Origin of the sequence: Deinococcus grandis (genome assembly GCF_001485435.1) — a bacterium.
Lineage (GTDB): Bacteria > Deinococcota > Deinococci > Deinococcales > Deinococcaceae > Deinococcus > Deinococcus grandis.
In genome coordinates this window covers 3,055,262-3,079,735 of sequence record NZ_BCMS01000001.1, presented here as the reverse complement: position 1 = coordinate 3,079,735, position 24,474 = coordinate 3,055,262, and the positions used below count along the sequence as shown (strand labels likewise).

Sequence of the window (24,474 nt, the reverse complement as noted above, 5' to 3'; positions counted from 1 at the left end):
TGCGCGCCGTGCGGTACTCTGGAGCGTTATGACCCCGGAGCGTTACGCCAAGATCCTGCGCGTGCTGAGTAAGCGGCAGCCCACCCTGACCGTCCTGATGGACGAGGTGAACAAACCCCACAACCTCTCCGCGATCGTGCGCACCTGCGACGCGGTGGGCGTGCTGCAGGCGCACGCGGTCCCGCCGCGCGGCGGGCGGCTCGTGGATTTCGACGGGCACACCTTCGAGGCGACCAGCGGCAGCGCGCACAAGTGGGTGCCGGTGCAGAAGCACGAAGGGGCCGTGGGGGCCGTGCGGGACCTGCAGGCGCAGGGGTTCCAGGTGCTCGCCACGCACCTCTCGCAGCGCAGCGTGGACTACCGCGAGGTGGACTACACCCGCCCCACCTGCGTCCTGCTGGGCGCCGAGAAGTGGGGCGTGGGCGACGAGGCCGCCGACGCCGCCGACCACAACATCATCATCCCCATGTTCGGCATGGTGCAGAGCCTGAACGTGTCGGTGGCCGCCGCGACCATCCTGTTCGAGGCGCAGCGCCAGCGGCTCGCTGCCGGGATGTACGACGCCCCGCAACTGAGCGACGAGGACCTGCGCCGCTGGGCGTTCGAGTGGGCGTACCCCGACCTCGCCCCCGGCTACCGCGAGCGTGGCGAAAGCTACCCCGCGCTGGACGAGCACGGGCAGATCCTGGCCTGACGCCCACCTGCCGCCCCCCGGACGGGTGTCCCCCGGGGCGTGCCCACCTTGCGTGCAAAACGTTCACGAAGCCTCAGGGTCAGGCCCCGCGCCGCCCGTTAGACTGACCAGACCGCGCCTCTTGAGCCGCCCCCGAGGCGGCTGTGGGGCCAGAGGAACGCCACACATGACCAATACCACCCCACAGGCGGCCCGCGCCGCCACCGGAGCCCGCTGATGTTCGGCCTGGAAATGCCCCCCATCACGCCCGAATTCTGGGCGATCCTGGGCACCCTGATCCTCCTCGAAGGTCTGCTCTCGGCCGACAACGCCCTGGTGCTGGCCGTCATGGTCCGCCACCTCAAGGGTGACCTGCAACGCAAGGCGCTCGCCTACGGCATCGGCGGGGCGGTCGTCCTGCGCATCCTGGGGGTGCTGCTCGCCAGTTACATCCTGGAGTACTGGTGGCTGCGGGCCTTCGGCGCGGCGTACCTCGCGTACCTCGCCATCTCGCACTTCATGAAGAACAAGAGCGCCGAGGACGAGGCCGACGAGAAGAGCAAGGGCCGCGGCTTCTGGGCGACCGTCGTACTGCTGAACCTCACCGACCTCGCGTTCAGCGTCGACTCGATCCTGGCGGGCGTCGCGCTGATTCCCCGCGGCATGCCGCGCGAGCAGGGCCTGACCATCGTCGTGATCGGCGGGATCATCGGCCTGATCCTCATGCGGATCGCGGCGACCGTGTTCCTGAAACTGCTGAACAAGTACCCCGCGTTCGACCACGTCGCCTACGCGCTGGTCGGCTGGATCGCCGTGAAACTCGGCCTGGAGACCCTGGAAGCCGCGCACGAGGTGTTCCCCGCCGTGCCTTACTGGCACATGCCCACCCCGATCTTCTGGGGCGTCATGGCCGCCATCGGCATCATCGGGTCGTTCCTGGCGACCCGCCAGCCCGCCATGAGCGACGAGGCCGCCGAGGCGAAAGCCGACGCCGTCGTCCACGAGATCGACGAGACGGTCGCCGACGCCAGCGACGGTCGCATCGACGGCCGCTGATCCCGACCCTCCTGCGCGGGCCGCTCCCTTCACCGGGATGCGGCCCGCCTCCTGTTGGAGGTTGCACCCGGTTCAAGCCCGTTAGAACATGCTGCGCTGCGCTCTGTCCAGCACGGACAATCCAGCCTCGGCGGCATCCTGGCGACCACCGCACCTGCCCATATGCCCTGACGTGCCGCAGTTCGTGTCCGGCGTACACTGACGGGCATGAGCGACCTTCTGGACACCATCCGCGACCTCGCCAAACCGACCGACAGCAAGATCCTGATGGTCGTCCTCGACGGCGTGGGCGGCCTCCCCCTCGAAACGAACGGCGACACCGAACTCGCCGCCGCCACCACCCCCAACCTCGACGCCCTGGCCGCGCAGAGCCAGCTCGGGCAGATCGAACTCGTCGGCGCGGGCATCACCCCCGGCAGCGGCCCCGGCCACCTCAGCCTCTTTGGGTACGACCCCCTGAAGTACATCGTCGGACGCGGCGCCCTCTCGGCCGTCGGCATCGGCGTGAAACTCGGCGCGGGCGACGTCGCCGTGCGCGGCAACTTCGCCACCCTCGGCGCGGACCGCATCGTGCAGGACCGCCGCGCGGGCCGCCCCAGCGACGAGAAGAACGCCGAGATCGTCACCAAACTCAAGGCCGCCATCCCCGACATCGACGGCACCCCCGTCGAGATCTACACCGAGTCGGAACACCGCTTCGTGGTCGTCTTCCGCGCGAACGGCGGCAGCCCCCTCGGCGCGAACCTCAGCGACGTGGACCCCCAGGCGACCGGCGTGCAACCCATGACCGCCCAGGCCCACGACGACGCCAGCCAGAAAACCGCCGACCTCGTCAACGCCTTCGTGCAGCGCGCCGAAACCGCCCTCAAGGACGAGACGCAGGTCAACGGCGTCCTCTTCCGCGGGTACAGCGACGTCCCCCACTTCCCCAGCTTCGACGCCGCCTACCAGCTCAAGGCCGCCTGCATCGCCAGCTACCCCATGTACAAGGGCCTCGCCAGCCTCGTCGGCATGGACGTCCTCACCGTCGAGGGCGAAGAAGACGCCCTCGACGGCAAGGTCCAGGCCCTGCGCGACAACTGGAGCAAATACGACTTCTTCTACTTCCACGTCAAGAAAACCGACAGCACCGGCGAGGACGGCGACTTCAAGGCCAAAGTCAAGAAGATCGAACTCTTCGACGCCCTCCTCCCACAACTCCTCGCGCTGAACCCCGACGTCATCGCCATCGTCGGCGACCACAGCACCCCCAGCAAGCTCGCCACGCACTCCTGGCACCCCGTCCCGCTGCTCATCCGCAGCAACTACGGCCGCAAGGACCTCGCCCAGCGCTACACCGAAGACGAAGCCCTGAAAGGCAGCCTCGGCCTGCGCAAAGGCACCGACCTCATGCCGCTCCTCATGGCCAACGCCCTAAAACTCAACAAGTACGGCGCGTAACCACCCACCGTCCCCAAACGGCCCCCTCGCCCCCCACGGCGACAGGGCCGTTTCCACAACCCAACCTCAACCCCCCCTTCAGCCCCACATCAGAATCAACCGGCAAGGTGAACCCATTACGTTCCCACGCGGAGCACGGAGGACCACCATGCACAGAGCCATCCTGACCACCGCCCTCGCGGCCACCCTCGCCAGCACCGCCAGCGCCCAGACCCTCAGCGTCAACATCAACGCCAGCCTCCAGTACCCCAGCGTCATCCAGACCACCGCCAACGTCATCAACCTCCTGAACCAGGGCGTCCGCGTCACCTTCCTCACCCCCACCAACCAGCAGGCCGCCACCCTCGGCACCAGCGGCGGCATCGTCGTCAACCCCGCCTACCCCACCACCCGCCTCACCCAGGTCCAGGTCATGACCCAGGTCCCCGGCACCACCACCTACGCCAAAGAGATCTACCCCCTCGCGCAACCCATCAGCACCGCCCAACCCCTCAGCGCCCAGAGCATCATCGTCAAAGCCAAAGACGGCACCCGCCAACCCCTCGTCAACGTCATGGGCCGACAAGCCGCCTGGGCCAAAGCCCCCGGCCTGCAGAAAAAACCCGGCGGTATGCCCCCCGGCCAGTACAAGAAAACCCAGGGCAACAAGTAACGTCAGTACAAGAAAACCCAGGGCAACAAGTAACGTCCGCGCCCCCTTCCAAGCTGGAGGGGGGTTTTTCTGTGGTTGGAAGGGATGCGCCTGCGGCGGGCTGCCCCACCCCCCAGCCCCCTACCCCAGAGGGGCAGGGGGGGCTTACGTTGGCACTGGGCAAGAGGTTCTACTCGTGCAGCGGAGTTGCTGTGGGCGGTGACGCGTCCGGCTTCGACGCCATCCTCCGCCCCCTCGTAGGCCCGCGCGCTTCGCGCACGACGGCCGGTGGCAGTCTGCGGTGGCTGGCAGGGCAACATGAAGCGATCCGCTGATCGACTTTCAAAAGATCGCTTTGGCAGAAGCCCGAAAAGTAGAACCTTGCTGCTCGCACCAAGTTGGCTGGCCCGCCCGGCGTCGTGGCAACCGAGCCCGTCGTGCGCGCAGCGCGCGGGGCGCCCGCCGCGACACCGGAGGTCTGCAACCCCATCCGTGGCCGAACCCGCCAGTCACCCACCGACCAACTCAGCGAAATACCTGCCCAGTGCAACGTTGCTCCCCCTGCCCCTCTGGGGTAGGGGGCTGGGGGGTGGGGAGGCCCGCCGCCAGGCGCAACCCTTCCAACCCAGTTCACGCCAGCCGCTCACTCCCCCGGCTCGTGAACTCCGCCCACGCCCGCGTCAGCCGGTTGACTGCTTCGGGAATGTGGTCGGGGTGCAGGGTGAAGGGGATGCGCAGGTACTGGTCGGGGAGGGGGGTGACGCCCATGCTGGCGCCGGGGTAGAGGCGCAGGCCGTGGCGGTGGGCGTGGTGGGTGTAGGCGCTGGCGGTGGGGGTGGGGAGTTGAATCCAGAGGAATTGTCCGCCGGGTGGGGTGGTGAACGTCCAGTCGGGGAGGTGGGTGCGCAGGAGGTGGGCGAGGTGGTCGCGGGCGGGGGTGATGGCGGCGCGGCGCTCACTGATGAGGGTGGGGAGGTCGGTGAGGAGGTGGAGGGCGAGGTGCTGGGCGGGTTGGCTGCTGCCGAAGTCGGTGAGGGTCTTGGCCTGTTTCAGGGTGGGGGCGAGGGTGGGGGGGAGGCGGAGCCAGCCGATGCGCAGGCCCGCCCAGTAGAGCTTGCTGAGGGAGCCGACGTTGAGGATGGGGGCGTGGGGGGCGAGGGTGCTGAGGCGGGGGGGTGGGGGGGTGTCGGTGAAGGGGAGGTCGAGGAGGGTGTCGTCTTCGAGGGTGGGGAGCCCTGTGTCGTGGAGGTGCGCGGCGAGGTGCTGCCGGGCGGGGTGGGGGAGGGTGGTGCCGGTGGGGTTGTGGTGGGTGGGGGTGAGGAACGCGAGGCGGGGGTGGTGGGTGCGGCTCTGGTGGGCGAAGTGGTGGGGGTCGAGGTGCTGGGCGCCGACGGGGGTGCCGGTGAGGTGGGCGCCGGCGGCGCGCATGACGTCGATGGCGCCGAAGTAGGTGGGGGTTTCGAGGAGGGCGGTGTCGCCGCGTCTGAGGAGGGTGTGGGCGGTGAGGGCGATGGCCTGCTGGGCGCCGCTGGTGATGAGGATCTGGTCGGGGGTGGTGGGGAGTCCGGCGCGTGCGTACTGCTGGGCGATGAGGTCGCGCAGGTCGGGGAGGCCGTGGGGGTGGTAGGGGCTGTCGTACTGGGCGTGCGCGGCGGCCTCGCGCAGGCGGGTGCGTTGCTGGTCGGTGAGGATGGGGACGGCGATGGTGAGGTCGATCTCGCTGGGGTGGGCCGCGCCGACGGGGGTACGGAGCGTCAGGAGGGGTTGGGCGCGGGGGGCGGTGGGGGCGACGTGCGTGCCGCGGCCGACGTGCCGGGTGAGGTAGCCGCTGGCGGTGAGGTCGTCGAGGGCGGTGACGGTGGTGGCGCGGCTGACGCCGAGCAGCGCGGCGAGGGCGCGTTCGGCTGGGAGGCGTTGTCCGGGGGTGAGTTCGCCCCGGTCGATGGCGTGCTGCAGGTGGGTGTGCAGGCGGGTGTGGAGGGGGCCGGGGTGGTCGCGCCAGCCGCGCAGCAGGGCGGCCCAGTGGGGCGCGTCGGTGGGGCTGGGCGGCGTGGGCATGCGCTTCAGCGTACAGGCCAATCTGTCTGGATGAGCAGGCCAATGCGCGGGCCATTGCCTCTGCCGTCAGGGGGCCATTCGGGCGCACACTCGGGGGCATGACCACGCTCCCTGCCGCCAGCACCCCACCCTCGTTCTGGCGGGATTCGCACCCCAGCGCGGTGCTGGCCGGGCTGATCACCATGCTGATCGGCTGGGCGGGCCCGAACGTGCTGATCTACTCGGTGGCGCAGGCCGCGCACCTCAGCGACGGTCAGGCGATGTCGTGGCTGTGGGCGCACGCGCTGCTGGCGGGCCTGACCGGCATCATCCTGAGCCTGCGCACCCGCATGCCCATCCTGGTCACGTGGAGCACGCCGGGCATCGCGCTGCTCGTCACGGCCCTGCCGGGCATCCCCTTCCCGGAGGCGGTCGGGGCGTTCCTCACGTCGGGCCTGCTGGTGCTGGGCCTGGGGCTGTTCCCGCCGCTCACGCGGGCGCTCCAGCGCATCCCCGCCCCCCTGGCGGCCGCGCTGAACGCCGCGATCCTCCTCCCTTTCGGGTTCCGGGCACTCCAGGCGTTCGGCACCGCCCCCGCACTGGTCGGCGTGATGATCGTCGCGTACTTCGCGCTGCGGCTCGTCGCGCCGCGCTGGGCAGTCGCGGGCGTCCTCCTGACCGGCGTGGTCGCCAGCGGCGTCCTGAACCTCTGGCATCCGCAGCCCGTCGCGCTGGCCCTCACCCGCCCGGAGTTCGTGCTCCCGCAATTCAGCCTGCACGCCACCCTCAACCTCGCCCTGCCACTCACCCTCCTCGCCTTCACCGGCCAGTTCGTCCCCGGCTTCGGCGTCCTCAAAACCAGCGGGTACGAACCCGCCCCCGGCCCGATCCTCCGCGCCTGCGGCCTCGCCAGCACCGCCGCCGCGTTCGCCGGATGCCACAACCTCACCCTCGGAGCCCTCCTCGCCAACATCGTCACCGGCCCCGAAGCGCACCCCGACCCCCGCAAACGCTACACCGCCGCCATCTGGGCCGGCGTGTTCAACATGATCGTCGCCCTCTTCGCCGGCACCGTCCTCCACCTCCTCGGCATCCTCCCCACCCAGGCCATCGCCGCACTCGCCGGACTCGCCCTGCTCGCCGCCATGGGCAGCAGCCTCCAGGCCGCCTTCCAGGGCGCCGCAGCAGGCAGCCTCGCCGCGCCCGTCGTCCTCCTCGTCGCCCTGAGCGGCATCACCCCACTCGGCATCGGCGCGCCCTTCTGGGGCATCCTCGCCGGGCTGATCGTCTACTGGGTCGAGGGGCGGCGGGGGTGACGTCGTGGGCGCCTGGTGGCGGGCTGCCCCGTTGGAAGGGGTGCGCCTGGCGGCGGGCGTCCCCACCCCCCCAGCCCCCTCCGCAAGCGGCTCATACGAGTACCCCAGAGGGGCAGGGGGAGTTTTCGCTGCGCTCGGCAGGTATTTCTCCAGGGTGGTCGGTGGGTGACTGGCGGGTTCGGCCACGTATGGGTCTGCATTCCTCCGAGTTCGCTGCGGGCGCCCCGCGCGCTGCGCGCACGACGGGCTCGGTTGCCACGACGTTTATGGGGGCAGCCAACTTGGTGCGGGCCGCAAGGTTCTACTTTTTGGGCTTCTGCCCAAGCGATCTTTTGAAAGTCGATCAGCGGATCGCTTCAAGCTGCCTTGCCAGCGACCGCAGACCACCACCGGCCGTCGTGCGCGTAGCGCGCGGGCCTTGCGGGGGGCGGAGGATGGCGTCGAGGCCGGACACGTCACCGCCCATCACAACCCCGCCGCACCAGTCGAACCCCTTGCCCAGTGCAACGCTGCTCCCCCTGCCCCTCTGGGGGAGGGGGCTGGGGGGTGGGGTAGCCCGCCGCCAGGCGCCCCCCTTCCACCGGAGTCCCTCAGCCCGCCCCAGGCGCTCACATTCCAACGCCAGCTCCCCGCAGAAGCACTCCGTTGAAAGCAGAACCCGGCCGGAGCAGTTGACAGATTCCGAAATGCCTGTCATACTTGCATTTCTGACCTGACGAGGTCGTGCCGTGCCCATCCCGCTGGTTCTCACGAGCGAATGTCCATTTCGGACTCTGCGCGAGTTTTCGCGCCCCGGCACTGGAGAGGCATCACTGCACTTGAGGGAGGCGTCCACCTCTGGGATTTACAAAAAACGGACGCGCGAGCAGGATGTGCTGGTCAACCCAGTGTGTCTGCACCTTCAGAGCGGCCCTTCAGTGGGCTGCTTTTTCTTTGGGTGTGCACCCACGTCAGGATGCCGGGCAGTGCGTCGTGCTGGGTGGTGTCGACGGTCAGGAGGGGGGTGTCGCCGAGGTCAAGTGGCGTCCAGCAGCAGTGGACGGGCAGGGTGGCGTAGTTCATGGGGAGGTCGATCCCGGGCCGGCGTCCCGACGCCACCCGCGCGTCGTGCCGCGCCTGGAGGACGTCCACAGGCGCGTGGCAGAACACCTGCGCGACCCTCGCCCCGTGGGTCTTGGCAAGCGTGAGGATGTGCGTCTCGCTGACCCCGTGGTAGAAGTGCGATTCCAGCACGGTGTCCATGCCTCCAGCGAGGGTGACGCCCGCGACGTGCCACATCACGTCGAAGCTGAGGGGGCCGGAGACGTCCCGTGTCAGGTCCGGCAGGCGGGCCAGCAGCAGGGCCTTGTACTCGTCCTTCGTCACGAACGGCAGGTTCAGCGCGGCGGCCAGGCGCGCGCCCAGCGTGGATTTTCCGGAGGCGGGCATGCCGGACACGATCAGCAGGAGGGGCATGCGGGCCACGCTACCGTCCGCGCCGGGCCGCCGCGTCACACCTTGCGGGGACTCAGCGCCAGCCCAGGCCCGGCGCGACGTGCGTGAGGATGCTCTCGATCAGGTGCGCGTTGTAATCCACGCCCAGCTGGTTCGGGACCGTCAGCAGGAGGGTGTCGGCTTCCGCGATGGCCTCGTCTTGCCGCAGCTGCTCGATCAGGCGGTCCGGTTCGTCGGCGTAACTGCGGCCGAACACCGCGCGGTACTGGTCGATCACGCCGAACTGATCCTGCCCACCCTGCCGCCCGAAGTACATGCGGTCCTGGTCGTTCACCAGCGCGAAGATGCTGCGGCTGACGGATACGCGCCCCTCGCGGGTGTGCCCGGCGTCCTTCCACGCGGCGCGGTACGCGCGGATCTGCTCGGCCTGCTGTACGTGGAAGGGTTTCCCGTTCTCGTCGACTTTCAGGGTGGAACTCTGGAGGCTCATGCCCATCTTTGCCGCCCATTCGGCGGTGGCGTTCGACGCGGCCCCCCACCAGATGCGGTCGCGCAGGCCCGCCGAGTACGGCTCCAGGCGCAGCAGACCGGGCGGGTTGGGGAACATCGGGCGGGGGTTGGGTTGCGCGAAGCCTTTGCCTTCGATCACGTCGAGGAACACCTCGGCGTGCCGCCGCGCCATGTCCGCTTCGGTCTCGCCGGGGGCGGGCGCGTACCCGAAGTGCCGCCACCCGTCGATCACCTGTTCCGGCGAGCCCCGGCTGATGCCCAGCTGCAGGCGCCCACCGGAGATCAGGTCGGCGGAACCGGCGTCCTCGGCCATGTACAGCGGGTTCTCGTAGCGCATGTCGATCACGCCCGTGCCCAGCTCGATGCGGTTGGTCTTGGCGCCCATCGCGGCCAGCAGCGGGAACGGCGAGCCCAGCTGCTGCGCGAAGTGATGCACCCGCACGTACGCGCCGTCCGCGCCCAGCTGCTCGGCGGCGACCGCCAGATCGATGGTCTGGTGCAGCACATCCGCTGCCGAGCGCGTGCCGGACTGCGGGGACGGATTCCAATGCCCGAACGAGAGAAAGCCGATCTTCTTCATCCCCACAGGCTAGCGCGAATGGTTGAAAAAGTAAATCAGTTTGGAGGATAAATCTGGGTTTGCCTTGTTCACCAGCCGGCTTCCTTCTGCACCGGCGCATTCGGTAATCGCCGCCCCCACACCCACAACCAGATCAGGCACCCCAGGCTGACCAGCGGCCCCACGAGCAACAGCAGCGCATTGCGCACCTGATCAACCGCAGACGCCCTCACATCCGCGCATGACGTGGCCCTGAAGGCGGCCTTGTTCAGCCAGAAGCCCTGCCCCTCCGCCGCGACGGGCAGACTCGCTGCCGTCAGCACTTCCAGCCGACGCCCCGGCACATCAACACGCCCGAACCTTTCCCCGTCCTTGAACTGTAGGAACGTCTGACCCTCAACGCAAGCCAGCCCCGTCACGGTCATGCTCCCGTTCCGGGGCAACCTCTCATCCCCATCCCGGTGCTCAAGTCCTAGTGGCAACTCCAGATCAGAATCGACGCTCGCCAGATAGAAACCTCCGCCCAGAGGCGTCTTGTAGAAATCCAGTGCCCCCCCGTCAGCGTCGCTGCCCGCCCCACCGGAGAACAACATGACCAGGGAAAACGCCAGCGCCAGAGTGGACACCACCCCCGCCCCCACCCACGCGCCCGTATACACCGGATTTCGTTTCCGGACATGCGCCGCTGTCGCCAGGGCCACCAGCACCCCAACACCGATGACCAGCAGGAAAAGTACCGGGAGCAGCACGATGAATCCCATGCCCCCACCGTAAAGAGCCTGCTGCAGGCTTTCGTCCCCAGGCACGGTCAAAGACGTTTGGCTGCATCCCATAGAAGAAAGCCGGAGCATCATGCCCCGGCTTCCCCCGTTTCAGCCTTCTGCGTTTCTGGTGGCCTCAGACTCGGGGGCGGCCCCTCGTCTTTCTTGACCAGTCAGCGCAGGAGTTGTTGCTCTTAGAAGTCCATGCCGCCCATGTCGGGGGCGCCGGCGGGTGCGGGCGCGGCCTTCTCGGGCTTGTCGCTGACGATGGCTTCGGTGGTGAGGATCAGCGCGCCGATGCTGGCGGCGTTCTGCAGCGCGGTGCGCGTGACCTTGGCGGGGTCGACGATGCCGGCGGCGACCATGTCCTCGACGTACTCGCCGGTGGCGGCGTTGAAGCCGAAGCGGGGCTTGTCGCTGTTGATGACGGCGTTCACGATGACGCTGCCTTCTTCACCGGCGTTCGCGGCGATCTGACGGGCGGGCTCTTCGAGCGCGCGGATCAGGATGCGGGCGCCGGTGGCTTCGTCGCCGGTGAGGGCTTCGGCGGCTTTGCGCACGGCGGGGATGACGCGTAGCAGGGTGGTGCCGCCGCCCGCGACGATGCCTTCTTCCACGGCGCTGCGCGCGGTGCTGAGGGCGTCTTCGTAGCGGTGCTTCTTCTCTTTCAGTTCGGTTTCGGTGGCGGCACCGACGCGGATGACGGCGACGCCGCCGGCCAGCTTGGCGAGGCGCTCCTGGAGTTTTTCCTTGGCGTAGTCGCTGTCGGTGGTGTCGAGTTCGCCCTTGATGGCGTTGACGCGGGCGTCGATGGCGCTCTGCTCACCGCGGCCGTCCACGATGGTGGTTTCGTCCTTGGTGATGCGGATGCGGGCGGCGCGGCCGAGCATCTCCATGGTGACGTTCTCGAGCTTGTGGCCGAGGTCTTCGCTGACGACTTCCCCGCCGGTGACGGCGGCGATGTCGCGCAGCATTTCCTTGCGGCGGTCACCGAAGCCGGGGGCTTTGACGGCGGCGATGTTCAGGGTGCCGCGCAGTTTGTTGACGACCAGGGTGGCGAGCGCTTCGCCTTCGACGTCCTCGGCGATGATCAGGAGGGGGCGGCCGGTCTGGGCGACTTTTTCGAGGATGGGCAGCATGTCCTTGAGGTTGCTGACCTTCTTCTCGTTGATGAGGATGTAGGCGTCTTCGAGGACGGCTTCCATCTTCTCGGGGTTGGTGATGAAGTAGGGGTTGATGAAGCCCTTGTCGAACTGCATGCCTTCGACGACGTCCACTTCGGTGTCGAAGCCTTTGCTCTCTTCGATGGTGATGACGCCTTCCTTGCCGACCTTGTCCATCGCGGAAGCGATTTCCTGACCGACCTGCTCGTCGTTGGCGCTGATGCCCGCGACTTTCTTGATGGCTTCGCTGTCCTCGACGGGCACGGCGAGCTTCTTGATTTCCTCGATGGCGGCCAGGACGGCCTTGTCGATGCCGCGCTTCAGGGCGAGGGGGTTGGCGCCGGCGGCGACGTTGCGCAGGCCTTCTTTCACGACGGCCTGGCCGAGGACGGTGGCGGTGGTGGTGCCGTCACCGGTGATGTCGTTGGTCTTGCTGGCGACTTCTTTCAGCAGCTGGGCGCCGATGTTCTCGAGTTTGTCTTCGAGTTCGACTTCCTTGGCGACGGTGACGCCGTCCTTGGTGATGGTGGGGCTGCCGAACTTCTTCTCGATGACGACGTTGCGGCCGCGGGGCCCGAGGGTGACTTTGACGGCGTTGGCGACGGCGTTGACGCCACGCTCGAGGGCGCGGCGGGCCTGTTCATCGAACACGAGCTGTTTAGCCATGATGGTGCTCCTTTGCAGTGAGCGGCGGTGCGCTCAGAGTGGGGGTAGGGGGTCGGCTCCCCTGTGAGGGGAGCTGTCCGCGCGGCGGACTGAGGGGTGCTCAGTCGGTGGGCGCTTTACTCGACGATCGCGAGGATGTCGCGTTCGCTGAGGAGGCTGTAGTTCTTGCCTTCGAGGCTGACTTCGGTGCCGCCGTACTTGGCGAAGTACACGGTGTCGCCTTCCTTGACGTCCAGCGCGACGCGGGTGCCGTTGTCGAGCATCTTGCCGTTGCCGACGGCGATGACCTTGCCGCGCTGGCTCTTCTCTTTGGCGCTGTCGGGGACGTACAGGCCGCCGGCGGTCTTCTGCTCGGCTTCTTCGATGATTTCAACCAGAACGCGGTCACCTAGGGGTTTCAGCATGTTGTGTCCTCCTTGAATGGGTTGGGCCTCGGCAGGGGGCCGGGGTCACCGGCTTTTTGCCGTTCCGCACGCAAGAATAGGACCGCACTGGAAGAAATGTCAAACTTCAGAATCTGACAATCTGAGCGTAGTGCGCTCAAGGTGCGCCAGCACGCGGATTCCACATATCCGCTTGCCACGTACATCCTGCAACATATATATGTAAGGAGAACATACGCTCCGCTGACCGCCTCTCACTCCCGAGGAGGACCCTGACCCATGCCGCGCCCCACCATCCTGACCCGCGCCGACTTCGAGACCGCCTTCGACACCCTCCAGGGAGCCCCCCTGACCCTGGCCGTCCTCGACCTCGACCACTTCAAGACCCTCAACGACACCCTGGGGCACGCCGAGGGCGACCGCGTGCTGCGCGGCGTGGAACGCCTGCTGTCCGGCAGCCTCCCCACCGGCAGCGTCATCGGGCGCATCGGCGGGGACGAGTACGCCGCCATCCTCCCCGAAACGGCCGCCGAGACCGCCCTGATCCTCCTGGACGAGGTCATCAAGCACTTCCACATCCACCGCGACCCGCAGTGGCCGCGCGGCCTGGGCCTCAGCGTCGGACTGGCCGCCCGCCCCGCGCACGCCAGCACCTACGACGACCTCAAACGCGCCGCCGACGAGGCCATGATCCGCGCCAAACGCGAGGGCCGCGGCCGCGCCTGCATCTACGTGGAAAGCAAGATGGTCCTGAAAAGCAACTACTACCCCAAGAGCCAGCTCGAACGCCTCGCCAAACTCAGCGGCGCGCTGGGCCGCACCGAGGCCAGCCTGCTGCGCGAGGCACTCGACGACCTGATCGAGAAGAACCGGGGCGAACTGTGAGCGGGGTTGTGGGCCGTGGGGAGTGGGAAGTGAGAGGAGAGGCTGGGGCACGCGGCGCAGGCTGGCACGCGGCCCTGTCATGCCTCACGTCTCACGGCTGCTGGACGCCGCCGGGCGGCTGTCTTCCCTTCGGCGAGACGACCTGCAAGATCGACCCAGTGCTGGATGTCATGCGAAAGCGAGGCTGGCTGTGACCTTTCAATGGGCAAAAGGGAGCGTAGAGGTTGTTCAGGACATTGAAGTCATCATGCCGATTGATTCGGCGAATACGGTGCCAGTCGGCCAGCTCGTACTGAAAGCTCTCCAGGCCATCCAGGAAGTAGTCGGCATGGTTTCCGACATGGGAGAGAGCAAGGGAGCCCTGGCACTGTGGATCAGCGGTCCGCACTCAATGCATCAATTCCCCGAAAGAACGGTCCCAACCGTGCTTGAAACGCTGCGACACATTCCTGTTTCTCACAGTACCTACCTGCTCACCCATCCCGATAACCTTCAGGACATCCCTGTCTTCGAGGAGATTGCATGACCGATCAATTGCGCAGCTATGGCTGGCACGCGGCCCTGTCGGAGGCGTGGGACGCGTACGTGGCGGGCTCGCTGCCCATCGGGGCGTGCGTGATCGACGCCGCTGGGACCGTGATCGCGCGGGGTCGCAACCGCCTGAACGAGCCGCGTGGCGTGGCGGGCGTGATCAGCGGCTCAGACCTGGCGCACGCGGAGATCAACGCGCTGCTGGCCCTGCAAGGCGCGCCCCGCCCGGACTGCTACGGCTGGACGGTGCTGACGACCGTGCAGCCCTGCCCGCAGTGCGCCGGGGCGATCGCCATGAGTGGCCTGCGGGGCGTGGCGTACGCGGCGGCGGACCCGTGGGCGGGCTGCACGCACCTGCTGACGGACGACCCGTACGTGTCCCGTAAGCGCATCCGCGTGGAGCGCGCCCCGGCGGACGTGCAGCGCGCGGCGTTGCGACTGATGCTGCACGCGCTGCTGGACGAACTGCAGGCGGGTGGCAACCGGGCGGTGCTGGACAGTTTCGACGCGGTGCACCCGCAGGACGTGACCTTCGCGGAGGCGCTGCACGCGGCGGGCACCCTGGCGGCCCTGCGCGACCAGCGCGCCCCTCTGGCCGGGGCGCTGGCGGTGCTGGCATGACCCGCCCGGCCTTCATCGACCTGTCCCCCGGCCTGGACCGGGTGGGCCGCGCCTGCGCGTGGATCGAGCGGGAGGACGGCTTTGTCCTCATGACCGGGCTGGAGTGGGGCGGCTGGACGCTGCCGGGCGGTGGCATCCACCCCGGCGAGACGCCCGGGCAGGCGGCGGCCCGCGAGGCGTGGGAGGAGGCGGGCGCGCACGCCGAGGTCGCGGGCGACCCGTTCCCGATCGTGGGTGTCAGCGGCGTCGAGAGTGTCTGCGTGCCGCTGCGCCTGACCCGCCTGGAGCCCAGCCCGGAGGGCCGCCCGGTCGCGTGGGTGAATCCCCGCTCGCTGCCGTGGGCGGACGACCACCAGTTGCGGCAGGGCCTCGCGGCGCGCGGGCAGACGCCACCACACCTGGAGGTGCCGCCGCTGGTGCGCTCGGCGCTGGGCGCGGCGCACGCGGCGGGCTTCACGCGGTCCTGCTCGCCGGAGGTCGGGGCGCTGCTGCGCACCCTGGCGGCAGCGCGGCCCGGCGGGCGCGTGCTGGAACTCGGGACGGGGCTGGGCGTGGGCGCGGCGTGGCTGCTGTCGGGCCTGCCGGACTCCGGGCGGCTGCTGAGCGTCGAGGCCGATCAGGACCGCGCGCAGGGGGCGTGGGCGGCGCTGCGGACGGACCCGCGCGCCCGCGTGCTCGTCGGGGACTGGCGGGACGCGCTGCCCGAGGGGCCGTTCGACCTGATCTTCGCCGACTGCGCCGCCGCGAAGACCCCGGACGCCCTGCATACCCTGGTGCGTGCCCTGCGACCCGGCGGGACGCTGATTCTGGACAACCTCACCCCCCGCGCCGGGCTGGACGACCGCTGGCACGCGGGCGACCCACTGCGCGACGCCGCGTCCGCCCACCCGCACCTGCACGCCTGCGAGGTGCAGGTCACCCGCCGCGAGTGCGTCCTGCTCGCCACGAGGACCGCGTGAGGGGCGAGCTGCACCTGACCATCCTGCGTCACGGCCGCAGCCGCGCCGACGACGAAGGCGTGCACGAGGGCGCCTACGACAGCCCCCTGACCCCGGCCGGTGAGGCGCAGGCGGCGGCGCTGGCCGCGTACTGGCAGGCGCACCCGCCGGGCTTCGACCGGGCGTACACCTCCACACTCCAGCGGGCGCACGGCACCGCCCGCATCGTCACCGACGCGCTGGGCGTCCCGCTGACCCCCACCGACCTCCTGCGGGAGAAAGTGGCCGCAGACTCGGGGACGGCCCCTCGTCTTTCTTGCTGGTCTCCAGTTACCTGAAACCTGGTGGTGGGACAACGGCCCCCCGGCCGGGATGGACCGCGAGGAGGCCCTGGCGCGCTACCCCATCCCCGCGTTCCGGCACGACCTCGACCCCTTCACCGCCGACGGGGGCGAGAGTCAGGCGGCCATCCGTGCCCGCGCCCTGCACGCGCTGGAACTCGTGTGGAACGGGGGCGGGCAGCGCGTGCTGCTCGTCACGCACGGGGGCTTCGGAAACAGCCTGCTGCGGGAACTCCTGCGCGCCTCGCGCGGGTGGTTCGCGTTCGGCGACACCGCCTTCGCCACCGTGCGTCTGAGCCGGGGCAGCCACACGGCCGTGCTGACCGGCGTGAACCTCACCCCGCACCTGACGTGAAGGAACCCCCGGATCACGGGGCCTGGAACCGGTGGTGGGGGCGGCGCTTACACTCCACATTGTGACCCCACCCCCGGATCAATCGCCGTTCATGCGCTGGTTCCTCGAGACCGGTCAGCCCGAACCGGAAGGCTTCTACGAACAGGAGCACGCCGCGCAGACCCAGCACCACACGCAGCCGTGGTGGAAGGTCATGTGCCTGACCGGGGTCGATTACTTCAGCACGCTGGGCTATCAGCCGGGCATCGCGGCGCTGGCCGCCGGGGCGCTGTCCCCCGTGGCGACGCTGGTGCTCGTGCTGGTCACGCTGCTGGGCGCGCTGCCCATGTACCGCCGCGTGGCGCAGGAAAGCCCGCACGGGGACGGCAGCCTGAGCATGCTCGAACGGCTGCTGAACTACTGGCCCAGCAAACTGCTCGTGCTGGCCCTGCTGGGCTTCGTCGCCACGGGCTTCGTCATCACGATCACGCTGTCCGCCGCGGACGCCACCGCGCACCTGATCGAGAACCCCTTCCTGAAATCCACGCTGGAGGGCCTGGAGGTGCCCCTCACGCTGGGTCTCATCGCGCTGCTGGCCGCCGTGTTCCTCAAGGGCTTCAAGGAGGCCATCGGGATCGCGGTGGGTATCGTGGCGGTGTACCTGACCCTCAGCCTGATCGTTGTCGGGCACGGCGCGGCCGAGGTGATCACGCACCCCACCCTCCTGAACGGCTGGTGGGAGGCGTTGCTCGGCAGTTACGTCAGTCCGCTGGCGCTGATCGGCGCGGCGCTGCTGGTGTTCCCCGCGCTGGCGCTGGGCCTGTCGGGCTTCGAGACGGGCGTGGTCGTCATGCCGCTCGTGAAGGGCGACCCCACGGACACGCCGCAGCAACCCGCCGGGCGCATCCGCAACGCGAAGAAACTGCTCACGACCGCCGCGCTGATCATGAGCGTCCTGCTGATCGGCTCGTCCCTGATCACCACCCTCCTGATTCCCCGGCATGAGTTCTGGGCGGAAACGACCGTCACCCGCGAGGTCAGCAGCGCCGACCTGGCGGCGGGCCGCGCGGTCGTGAACGTCCCGCTGGACAGCCAGACCCGCCCGCGCGAACTGTACGCCCTGACCCTCCCCGCCGGACGCAGCGGCACCTTCACGGTGCAGGCCGACACGGTGGGCGGGCGCGTGCCGATCACCGTGACCGTCCGCCCCACCGGCAGCGCCGCGACCGTCACTGCCGTCACCCCGGCAGGCGAAGCGAACGGCCGCGCGCTGGCCTACCTGGCGCACGAGCGGCTCGGCGAGGGCTTCGGCACCGCGTACGACATCAGCACCATCCTGATCCTGTGGTTCGCGGGCGCCTCGGCCATGGCGGGCCTGCTGAACATCGTGCCGCGCTACCTGCCCCGCTACGGCATGGCCCCCGACTGGGCGCGCGCCACCCGACCCCTCGTGCTGATCTTCACGCTGATCGCCGCGGGCGTCACCGTGGCGTTCCGCGCGGACGTGGACGCCCAGGCGGGCGCGTACGCGACCGGGGTGCTGGCCCTGATGACCTCCGCGGCCATCGCGGTGTTCCTGACCGAACTGCGGCGCGGGCACCGGGGCACGGCCGCGCTGTTCGCGCTGGTCAGCCTGATCTTCGTGTACACCAGCGCCGTCACCGTCCGCGAGCGCCCCGAGGGCCTGTGGATCGCGCTGGCGTTCATCGCGGGCATCCTGATCGTCAGCGTCTGGTCCCGCATCGGGCGCAGCACCGAACTGCGCGTGTCGCGCGTGGTACTCGACGAGCGCGCCGCGCAGCTCGTCCGGGACACCGCCGCGCGCGGCCTCCCGGTGCGCTTCATCGCCAACCGCCTGAACGCCGGGGACACCGCCGAGTACCAGGAAAAGGCGCTGGAGGTCCGCCTGGACAACCACCTGCGCCCCAACGAGGCCGCGCTGTTCCTGGAAGTCGAGATCACCGACGCCAGCGAATTCCGCCCCCAGGTGGACGTGACCGGCGTGCAGGTCGGCGCGCACGGCATCCTGCGCGCGCGCGGCAGCTCCGTGCCGAACACGCTGGCCGCCGTGCTGCTGCACGTCCGTGACCTGACCGGCGTGCCGCCCCACGTGTACTTCGAGTGGAGTGAGAAGGGCCCCGCCCAGAACGCCCTGCGCTTCGTCCTGGCCGGCGAGGGCGACATTCCACCCCTCACGCGCGAGGTGCTGCGCGTCGCCGAGCGGGACGCCACCCGCCGCCCCCAGGTGCACGTCGGCGGGTAACGGAAATCCGGACGGGGGCCACCGGGGCAGACGGGTCCGGTGGCCCCCGTCTGTTCGCGCCATCCACTCCGCCCCATACAGTGATGCCATGCGCCACGCCCTCACCCTGGTAGACGGCCCGTACACCCTGCGCCCCCTACAAGAGGCGGACACCGCGCCGCTGCTGGCGCTGGCCGCCGCGCACGAAGAGGAGTACGCCCGCATGGGCACCTTCCCCACCCAGGAGCGCTACTACACCGGCGCGCTGGACGCGGACGACCAGATGCCGTTCGTGAAGCTCGTGAACGGCGAACTGGCCGGGGCCACCCGCTTCATGGAGATGCGCCCGGGACACCGCCGTCTGGAGATCGGCAGCACCTGGCTGGCCCCGGCATTCATGCGCACACCCGCCAACCGCACCTTCAAACGCCTGCTCCTCGACCACGCCTTCGGCCAGATGGGCATGCTGCGCGTGGAGATCAAGACCGACATCCTGAACACCCGCAGCCAGCGCGCCATCGAGGGCCTCGGCGCGACCCGCGAGGGCGTGCTGCGCCAGCACATGCCCCGCCCGGACGGCACGCAGCGCGACACGGTGATGTACTCGATCATTGCGGAGGAATGGCCTCAGGTGCGGGCCGCGCTGCTGAACCGCTAGGCGGAGGCGACCCCCGCATCGCCTGGGGGCCGCCTCCGTCCGTCTTCACGGCAGGCTGAGGGTCGCCTTGCCGTCCCCGGCACTCAGCGTGTACTGCCCGGGCAGGAGCTGCCACGTGCCTGGGCCGTAGGCGTCGCCGACCCAGCTGCTCAGGCGTTCGTGGGGGACGGTGATCTGTACGGCGCGGCTCTCGCCGGGTTTCAGCGTGGCGCGCAGCACCCCGACCGGGCGCGACACGGCCTGCAGGGCGCCGCTGGCGGGCAGGCCCGCGCGCAGCAGGACCGTCACGGTGCCTGCCTGCTCGCCGGTGTTCGTCAGGGTGGCCTGCGCGGTCACGCCGTCCGGGGCGGGGGTGACGGTCAGGTCCCGGGCGACGCTGGTCGTGTAGTCCAGGCCGTACCCGAGCGGGTACAGCGGCAGGGGCGTCTCGCCGGCGCCCTCGGCGGGGCGGTCGCTCCAGAGGCCCACCTGGGTCAGGCTGTCCGGCCACGTGAACGGCAGGCGGCCGGGGAAGCCCGCGCGGCCGTACAGCGCGTCGGCCAGGGCGGCGCCGCCCTGCGTGCCCGGCAGGTACGCCATGACCAGCCCGGCGAGGCGCGACTGGATGTCACTGGGGAGGAGCAGGGGCCGCCCGGCCATCAGGACCGCTACGACGGGTTTGCCGGTGGCGAGCAGGTCGCGCAGCAGCGTGATCTGCCCGTCCGGCAGGCTCAGCGCGGGGTTGTTCGCCTGGGATTCCGCGCCGGGCGCCTCGCCGACCGCGACGACGATCACGTCCACGCCCTTCGCGGCGGTCAGCAGTTGTGGACGTTTGGTCTCCGGCAGGGCGCTGACGGTCACGCCCGCCGGGGCCGCCGCCTTCAGCGCGGGGGCCAGCGTGGCGACCTTCGGCACGTCCGGCACGTTGCCCTTCCCGACGCCCTGCCAGTTCACGCTCCAGCCGCCCAGCTGGATGGCGGCGCTGTCCATGGCGGGTCCGGTGACGAGCACGCGGCCTTTACGGATCGGGAGGGTGCCCGCCGGGTTCTCCAGCAGTGTCAGGGTGGCCGCCGCCGCGCGCCGGGCGAGGTCGCGGTGGTCGTTCAGCACGCCGCTGCCCGCCAGTGGGGCGTCGAGCAGCCCCAGGCGGGCCTTGAAGGTCAGGACGCGCAGGGTCGCCTCGTCCAGTCGGGCCTCGCTGACCAGCCCGGTCTGCACGGCCTCCCGCAGGGCGTTCTGGTACGCCTCGACGCTGTTCGGGACCATGTACACGTCGATGCCCGCGTTCACGCTGGCCGCCGCCGCCCGCACCAGATCGGTGTGGGTGCGGTAGGTCGTGATCAACCGCTCGATGTCGTTCCAGTCGCTGACGAGCAGGCCCCCGAAGCCCAGTTCGCCGCGCAGCACATCCGTCAGCAGCGTGCGCGAGGCGTGCACGGGGACGCCGTTCACGCTGCCGCTGTTCGCCATGACGCTCAGCGCCCCGGCGCGGATGCCCGCGCGGAAGGGCGGCAGGACCACCTCGTGCATGGCACGGGCGCTGATCTCGGCGTTCGCGCGGTCCATCCCCAGACTGGGCAGCCCGTACCCCGCGAAGTGCTTCAGCGTGGCGGCCACCCCACCCGATTGCAGGCCGTCCACGCTGGCCTCCACCTGATCCGCGACCAGCCACGGGGACTCCCCGAACGTCTCGTAGTAGCGGCCCCAGCGGGGGTCACGGCCCACGTCCGCGACCGGCGCGAACGTCCAGCCCATGTTCAGGGCGCGCAGGTCCTGCGCGGTCGCCAGGGCCACCTCGCGCGTCAGGGCCGGGTCGAACGCCGCGCCCAGGCCCAGGTTGTGCGGGTACAGGGTCGCGGCGGGGACGTTGTTCACGCCGTGCACCGCGTCCGTGCCGAACACCGCCGGGAGGCCCTGGGGGTTGTTCGCGCGGCCCAGTGCGTCCAGGCGGGCCAGGAAGTCCGCCCAGCCGCGCGGCGTGTTCGGCTGCGGCGCGTCCCCGCCGCCGTTCAGCAGCGTGCCGGGCTGCAGGGCGCGGAAGGTGGCGTCCGCATCCGCGCGGATGGGCGCGCTGCGGCCCCCCTCGGTGAAGCGGAACACGTGCGCCATGCTCACCTGCCCGATCTTGTCGTCCAGGGTCAGGCGGGGCAGGATCGCGCGGGCCTGCGCCTCGGCCGCCGCCTGACTGGTCAGGGCACCGGCGTGCGCGGCCAGCGCAGCGGTCAGCAGGGCCAGCAGGGTGCGCTTCACGCGTCTCCCTCGGTGTACTCGGCCCAGTGGAAGGTCGCCTCGCGCCGCTCGCCGCTGAGATCCTGGCAGGTCAGGGCCAGGAACGTCCCGGTGAAGCTCAGGCCGCCGCAGTGCTCGTCGCTCAGCAGGCCCGCGCTGAATTCCGGGCCGACCGGCGTCCACCCGCCCCCCGCCACCTGATACGCGAAGCCGAAGGTGTCGCCGCTGTAGCGGACTTCCAGACCCACGCGACCTGATTCCCCCACGGGGACGTCATGGCTCAGGTGCTCGCGGTACACGCCGTTCTCGCAGCTCGTGACGTTCAGCGCGCGCCCCGCCGCCTCGTCCCGGCTGACCCGCGCGTACACCCAGTTGCGGCTGTCGTAGTACGCGCACACGCCCGCCATCTGCTGGAAGTCACGCGGATCGACACTCAGCTCGGTCCGCAGCCGCCCGTGCAGACTCTGGAGGCGGCGGCCCACCAGCGCCACGTGATGACGGCTCATCAGCGCCTCGCGGCCCGGCAGGACCAGCCCGCCCTCCTCCAGGCGCACACCCAGTTCGGCGGCGGGCACCCGCAGCGTCAGCCACTCGGGCCGCAGCGCCTCGTCCCGGAAGTCGTCGCGGGCGGGCACCTCCGGCCAGGAGTTCGGCGGCAGCGCGGGCAGCGTCGCGTGCAATGCCGGGTGGTGCCCGCCACCCGTCAGGCGCGGCCACTCGCCCCCCGGCCAGTCCAGGCCCTGCAGCGCCGTCTCGCGGCCCAGCGGGCACTCGCCGCGCGGCGTCACGGGGCGACCGCACAGGTGCGCCATCACCCACCGCCCGTCCGGGGTGTCGGTCAGGCTGGCGTGCCCGGACTTCTGGATGGGCAGGCCCGGGTCGTCCACCGCCGTGAGCAGCGGGTTGTGCGGGTGCACCTCGTACGGCCCGAGCAGCTCGCGCGAGCGGGCCAGCGTGACGGCGTGCTCCCAGCTCGTGCCGCCCTCGGCGGTCAGCAGGTAATACCAGCCGTCCTTCTTATAGACGTGCGGGCCTTCCGTGACCTTCAGGTCCGTTCCGGTGAAGATGGTCGTGCGCGGCCCCACCAGCCGCCCCTCGGCCGGGCTGTACTCCTGCGCCACGATCCCCGCGAAGGGGTTGCGGCCCGCGCGGTGGTCCCAGAGCATGTTCAGCAGCCACTTGCGCCCGTCCCCGCCCTCGGCGACGTCGTGGAAGAGGCTGGGGTCGAAGCCGCTGGAATTCAGGTACACCGGCTCACTCCAGGGCCCCTCGATCTCAGGGGCGGTCACCAGATAGTTGTGGCTGTCCTTGAACGGCTCGCCCACGCCCCAGCTCTTGACGTCGGTGTAGATCAGGTGGAACGCCTCGCCGTCGTGCGACAGGCACGGCGCCCAGATGCCGCCCGAATCGGCGTTCCCGCGCATGTCCAGCTGCGACAGCCGCGCCAGCGGGCGCGCCGCCAGTCGCCAGTGCACCAGATCCCGCGAGTGGTAGATCGCCACGCCCGGATACCACTGGAAGGTGCTCGTCGCCAGGTAGTAGTCCTCCCCGACCCGCAGGAGGCTGGGGTCCGGGTGGAACCCCGGCAGGACCGGGTTCGTGACCGTCGCCGTGGTGGGCACCGTGGCGGGCGCCGGGGCGCTTCCCGTGCTGGACTGGGCCGCCGCGAGGGTGTCCGTCACGCGCCGACCGCCTGCCCCGCGCGCGCCAGGAAGTCCCGGTACGTGCGCCCCGACAGTTTCGGCGTGCGGACCTGCGTGTCGAAGTCCACGTGCACGATTCCGAAGCGTTTGTCGTACCCCTCGGCCCACTCGAAGTTGTCCATCAGCGACCACGCGAAGTACCCGGCGACCTTCGCGCCGCGAGATAGGGCCTCCTGCGTCGCCGCGAGGTGCTCGGTGAGGTACTGGGTGCGTTCCAGGTCGTTCACGTTCCCGTCCTCGTCCGCGACGTCCGGGTAGGTGCTGCCGTTCTCGGTGATGTAGATCGCGTCCGGCGCGTAGTCCTCCTGCAGGCGCACGAGCAGGTCGGTCAGGCTGTCCGGCGCGACCTCCCAGTCGAAGCCGGTGTACGCGCTGCCCTCGGGGCGGATCTGCCGGGCGTGCAGGAACCCCTCGCCGGGCGCGTCCTGCCCCACCGCGCGCGAGTACATGTTCACGCCCAGGAAGTCGGTGGGCTGGCCCATCAGTTCCGTGTCGCCGGGCAGCACGAGGCCCTGCGCCTGCGGGCTCAGGTCGCCCAGCAGGTCCACCATGTCCTGCGGGTAGCCGCGCCCGTACACCGGGTCCAGGTACCAGCGGTTCTGGAAGCCGTCCATGCGGTACGCGGCGGCGCGGTCCGCGGGCGTGTCCGTCGCGGGGTACGTGTGGTGGAGGTTCAGCGTGATGCCTGCCTGCGCGCCCGGCGCCTGACCGCGGATGGCCTGCATGGCCCGCCCGTGCCCGACGAGCAGGTGGTGCGTGGCGGCGAAACTGGCCCGCAGGTCGTGCCGGCCCGGCGCGTGAATGCCGATGCCGTAGCCCAGGTACGCCGAGCACCACGGTTCGTTCAGCGTGATGAAGTGCCGCACGCGGTCCCCGAGCGCCGCCGCGACGACCGCCGAGTACGTCCCGAAGGCCTCGGCGGTGCCGCGCACGGTCCAGCCGCCCTCGTCCTCCAGGGTCTGCGGGAGGTCCCAGTGGTACAGCGTCGCCCAGGGCGTGATGCCGCGCGTGAGCAGCCCGTCCACGAGCCGCTGGTAGAAGTCCAGGCCCGCCTGGTTCACCGCGCCGCGCCCGTGTGGCAGGATGCGCGGCCAGGAGATGCTGAAGCGGTACGCGTTCACGCCCAGGTCGCGGATCATGTCCAGGTCGCTGTCCAGGCGGTGGTAGTGGTCGCAGGCGACGTCGCCGGTGTCCCCGCCCCGGACCTTGCCGGGCGTGCGGCAGAAGGTGTCCCAGATGCTGGGGCCCTTGCCGTCCTCGCGGGGGGCGCCCTCGATCTGGTAGGAACTCGTGGCGACCCCCCAGGTGAAACGGGCGGGGAAACGGGCAGGATCAGGAATGCGGTTGGTCATGGCAGAACTCCAGTGCAGGTGGGGGAGGGGAG

General features: G+C 70.0%; 22 protein-coding genes. 13 read left to right on the top strand and 9 right to left on the bottom strand.

Annotated elements, in window-relative coordinates:
• Window positions 1–28: 28 nt before the first annotated feature.
• From trmH to DEIGR_RS14740, 4 genes are all read left to right on the top strand, one after another.
• Complete coding sequence (gene trmH, locus DEIGR_RS14755; protein ID WP_058978324.1) at window positions 29–694, top strand: tRNA (guanosine(18)-2'-O)-methyltransferase TrmH; 666 nt, start codon at window positions 29–31, stop codon at window positions 692–694.
• A 216-nt stretch (window positions 695–910) separates the two neighbouring features.
• Window positions 911–1,729, top strand: a complete 819-nt coding sequence (locus DEIGR_RS14750) for a TerC family protein (protein ID WP_058978323.1) — start codon at window positions 911–913, stop codon at window positions 1,727–1,729.
• 207 nt (window positions 1,730–1,936) lie between these two features.
• Complete coding sequence (locus DEIGR_RS14745) at window positions 1,937–3,169, top strand: 2,3-bisphosphoglycerate-independent phosphoglycerate mutase (protein WP_058978322.1); 1,233 nt, start codon at window positions 1,937–1,939, stop codon at window positions 3,167–3,169.
• 148 nt (window positions 3,170–3,317) lie between these two features.
• Entirely contained in the window at window positions 3,318–3,821 is a 504-nt protein-coding gene (locus tag DEIGR_RS14740; RefSeq protein WP_058978321.1) for a hypothetical protein, read from the top strand.
• A gap of 609 nt (window positions 3,822–4,430) precedes the next feature.
• Here the strand turns inward: DEIGR_RS14740 and DEIGR_RS14735 are convergent.
• On the bottom strand, window positions 4,431–5,858 hold the full coding sequence (locus DEIGR_RS14735) for an aminotransferase-like domain-containing protein (RefSeq protein ID WP_058978320.1): 1,428 nt from the start codon (window positions 5,856–5,858) through the stop codon (window positions 4,431–4,433).
• 98 nt (window positions 5,859–5,956) lie between these two features.
• On the opposite strand from DEIGR_RS14735, the gene DEIGR_RS14730 reads away from it, so the two are divergent.
• Window positions 5,957–7,153 (top strand): benzoate/H(+) symporter BenE family transporter, encoded by a 1,197-nt coding sequence (locus tag DEIGR_RS14730; RefSeq protein ID WP_083524080.1) that lies wholly within the window; start codon window positions 5,957–5,959, stop codon window positions 7,151–7,153.
• 879 nt (window positions 7,154–8,032) lie between these two features.
• Here the strand turns inward: DEIGR_RS14730 and DEIGR_RS14725 are convergent.
• The 5 genes from DEIGR_RS14725 to groES all read right to left on the bottom strand — a co-directional run bounded on the left by DEIGR_RS14725 (window position 8,033) and on the right by groES (window position 12,650).
• Complete coding sequence (locus tag DEIGR_RS14725) at window positions 8,033–8,608, bottom strand: AAA family ATPase (RefSeq protein ID WP_058978318.1); 576 nt, start codon at window positions 8,606–8,608, stop codon at window positions 8,033–8,035.
• Window positions 8,609–8,660: 52 nt separating this feature from the next.
• A complete protein-coding gene (locus DEIGR_RS14720) occupies window positions 8,661–9,677 on the bottom strand; it encodes an LLM class flavin-dependent oxidoreductase (protein WP_058978317.1) in 1,017 nt (338 codons plus the stop codon).
• Window positions 9,678–9,745: 68 nt separating this feature from the next.
• Window positions 9,746–10,417: a hypothetical protein gene (locus DEIGR_RS14715; RefSeq protein ID WP_058978316.1), complete on the bottom strand. Its 672-nt coding sequence runs from the start codon at window positions 10,415–10,417 to the stop codon at window positions 9,746–9,748.
• 194 nt (window positions 10,418–10,611) lie between these two features.
• A complete protein-coding gene (gene groL / locus DEIGR_RS14710; protein WP_058978315.1) occupies window positions 10,612–12,246 on the bottom strand; it encodes a chaperonin GroEL in 1,635 nt (544 codons plus the stop codon).
• Window positions 12,247–12,362: 116 nt separating this feature from the next.
• A complete protein-coding gene (gene groES / locus DEIGR_RS14705) occupies window positions 12,363–12,650 on the bottom strand; it encodes a co-chaperone GroES (protein ID WP_046843919.1) in 288 nt (95 codons plus the stop codon).
• Window positions 12,651–12,908: 258 nt separating this feature from the next.
• Between groES and DEIGR_RS14700 the strand changes: the two genes are divergently transcribed.
• From DEIGR_RS14700 to DEIGR_RS14680, 8 genes are all read left to right on the top strand, one after another.
• Window positions 12,909–13,514: a GGDEF domain-containing protein gene (locus tag DEIGR_RS14700; RefSeq protein WP_058978314.1), complete on the top strand. Its 606-nt coding sequence runs from the start codon at window positions 12,909–12,911 to the stop codon at window positions 13,512–13,514.
• A gap of 190 nt (window positions 13,515–13,704) precedes the next feature.
• Window positions 13,705–14,040 (top strand): hypothetical protein, encoded by a 336-nt coding sequence (locus tag DEIGR_RS20475; RefSeq protein ID WP_153013763.1) that lies wholly within the window; start codon window positions 13,705–13,707, stop codon window positions 14,038–14,040.
• Entirely contained in the window at window positions 14,037–14,666 is a 630-nt protein-coding gene (locus tag DEIGR_RS21135; protein WP_083524078.1) for a nucleoside deaminase, read from the top strand. The genes DEIGR_RS20475 and DEIGR_RS21135 overlap by 4 nt, the downstream gene beginning before the upstream one ends.
• Complete coding sequence (locus tag DEIGR_RS21130; protein ID WP_174518663.1) at window positions 14,663–15,625, top strand: class I SAM-dependent methyltransferase; 963 nt, start codon at window positions 14,663–14,665, stop codon at window positions 15,623–15,625. The genes DEIGR_RS21135 and DEIGR_RS21130 overlap by 4 nt, the downstream gene beginning before the upstream one ends.
• The gene (locus DEIGR_RS21510) at window positions 15,622–15,942 is read left to right on the top strand and encodes a phosphoglycerate mutase family protein (RefSeq protein ID WP_269083798.1); all 321 of its coding nucleotides are present in this window, start codon (window positions 15,622–15,624) and stop codon (window positions 15,940–15,942) included. Before DEIGR_RS21130 ends, DEIGR_RS21510 begins: the two co-directional genes overlap by 4 nt.
• A 34-nt stretch (window positions 15,943–15,976) precedes the next feature.
• Entirely contained in the window at window positions 15,977–16,300 is a 324-nt protein-coding gene (locus DEIGR_RS21505) for a histidine phosphatase family protein (protein WP_269083797.1), read from the top strand.
• A 91-nt stretch (window positions 16,301–16,391) separates the two neighbouring features.
• Window positions 16,392–18,542: an APC family permease gene (locus tag DEIGR_RS14685; RefSeq protein WP_058978791.1), complete on the top strand. Its 2,151-nt coding sequence runs from the start codon at window positions 16,392–16,394 to the stop codon at window positions 18,540–18,542.
• Window positions 18,543–18,630: 88 nt separating this feature from the next.
• Window positions 18,631–19,179 carry a GNAT family N-acetyltransferase gene (locus DEIGR_RS14680; protein ID WP_058978313.1) on the top strand — a complete coding sequence of 183 codons (549 nt, stop codon included), beginning with the start codon at window positions 18,631–18,633 and terminating at the stop codon, window positions 19,177–19,179.
• A gap of 45 nt (window positions 19,180–19,224) precedes the next feature.
• On the opposite strand, the gene DEIGR_RS14675 is transcribed toward DEIGR_RS14680, so the two are convergent.
• The 3 genes from DEIGR_RS14675 to DEIGR_RS14665 are packed head-to-tail and all read right to left on the bottom strand — an operon-like array spanning window position 19,225 to window position 24,442.
• Window positions 19,225–21,408: a glycoside hydrolase family 3 protein gene (locus DEIGR_RS14675; RefSeq protein WP_058978312.1), complete on the bottom strand. Its 2,184-nt coding sequence runs from the start codon at window positions 21,406–21,408 to the stop codon at window positions 19,225–19,227.
• A complete protein-coding gene (locus DEIGR_RS14670; RefSeq protein ID WP_201785756.1) occupies window positions 21,405–23,069 on the bottom strand; it encodes a glycoside hydrolase family 43 protein in 1,665 nt (554 codons plus the stop codon). Before DEIGR_RS14670 ends, DEIGR_RS14675 begins: the two co-directional genes overlap by 4 nt.
• Window positions 23,066–24,442, bottom strand: coding sequence for a GH1 family beta-glucosidase (locus DEIGR_RS14665; protein ID WP_058978311.1), 1,377 nt, complete (start codon window positions 24,440–24,442; stop codon window positions 23,066–23,068). The genes DEIGR_RS14670 and DEIGR_RS14665 overlap by 4 nt, the downstream gene beginning before the upstream one ends.
• Window positions 24,443–24,474 lie beyond the last annotated feature (32 nt).

Coding starts and splice junctions, on each gene's coding strand:
- DEIGR_RS14750 (WP_058978323.1), top strand. CDS start 911: ATGTTCGGCCTGGAAATGCCCCCCATCACGCCCGAATTCTGGGCGATC.
- groES (WP_046843919.1), bottom strand. CDS start 12,650: ATGCTGAAACCCCTAGGTGACCGCGTTCTGGTTGAAATCATCGAAGAA.
- DEIGR_RS14715 (WP_058978316.1), bottom strand. CDS start 10,417: ATGGGATTCATCGTGCTGCTCCCGGTACTTTTCCTGCTGGTCATCGGT.
- trmH (WP_058978324.1), top strand. CDS start 29: ATGACCCCGGAGCGTTACGCCAAGATCCTGCGCGTGCTGAGTAAGCGG.
- DEIGR_RS14700 (WP_058978314.1), top strand. CDS start 12,909: ATGCCGCGCCCCACCATCCTGACCCGCGCCGACTTCGAGACCGCCTTC.
- DEIGR_RS14740 (WP_058978321.1), top strand. CDS start 3,318: ATGCACAGAGCCATCCTGACCACCGCCCTCGCGGCCACCCTCGCCAGC.
- DEIGR_RS14685 (WP_058978791.1), top strand. CDS start 16,392: ATGCGCTGGTTCCTCGAGACCGGTCAGCCCGAACCGGAAGGCTTCTAC.
- DEIGR_RS14665 (WP_058978311.1), bottom strand. CDS start 24,442: ATGACCAACCGCATTCCTGATCCTGCCCGTTTCCCCGCCCGTTTCACC.
- DEIGR_RS14720 (WP_058978317.1), bottom strand. CDS start 9,677: ATGAAGAAGATCGGCTTTCTCTCGTTCGGGCATTGGAATCCGTCCCCG.
- DEIGR_RS14730 (WP_083524080.1), top strand. CDS start 5,957: ATGACCACGCTCCCTGCCGCCAGCACCCCACCCTCGTTCTGGCGGGAT.
- DEIGR_RS14735 (WP_058978320.1), bottom strand. CDS start 5,858: ATGCCCACGCCGCCCAGCCCCACCGACGCGCCCCACTGGGCCGCCCTG.
- DEIGR_RS14680 (WP_058978313.1), top strand. CDS start 18,631: ATGCGCCACGCCCTCACCCTGGTAGACGGCCCGTACACCCTGCGCCCC.
- DEIGR_RS21130 (WP_174518663.1), top strand. CDS start 14,663: ATGACCCGCCCGGCCTTCATCGACCTGTCCCCCGGCCTGGACCGGGTG.
- DEIGR_RS14745 (WP_058978322.1), top strand. CDS start 1,937: ATGAGCGACCTTCTGGACACCATCCGCGACCTCGCCAAACCGACCGAC.
- DEIGR_RS21135 (WP_083524078.1), top strand. CDS start 14,037: ATGACCGATCAATTGCGCAGCTATGGCTGGCACGCGGCCCTGTCGGAG.
- groL (WP_058978315.1), bottom strand. CDS start 12,246: ATGGCTAAACAGCTCGTGTTCGATGAACAGGCCCGCCGCGCCCTCGAG.
- DEIGR_RS21505 (WP_269083797.1), top strand. CDS start 15,977: ATGGACCGCGAGGAGGCCCTGGCGCGCTACCCCATCCCCGCGTTCCGG.
- DEIGR_RS14725 (WP_058978318.1), bottom strand. CDS start 8,608: ATGCCCCTCCTGCTGATCGTGTCCGGCATGCCCGCCTCCGGAAAATCC.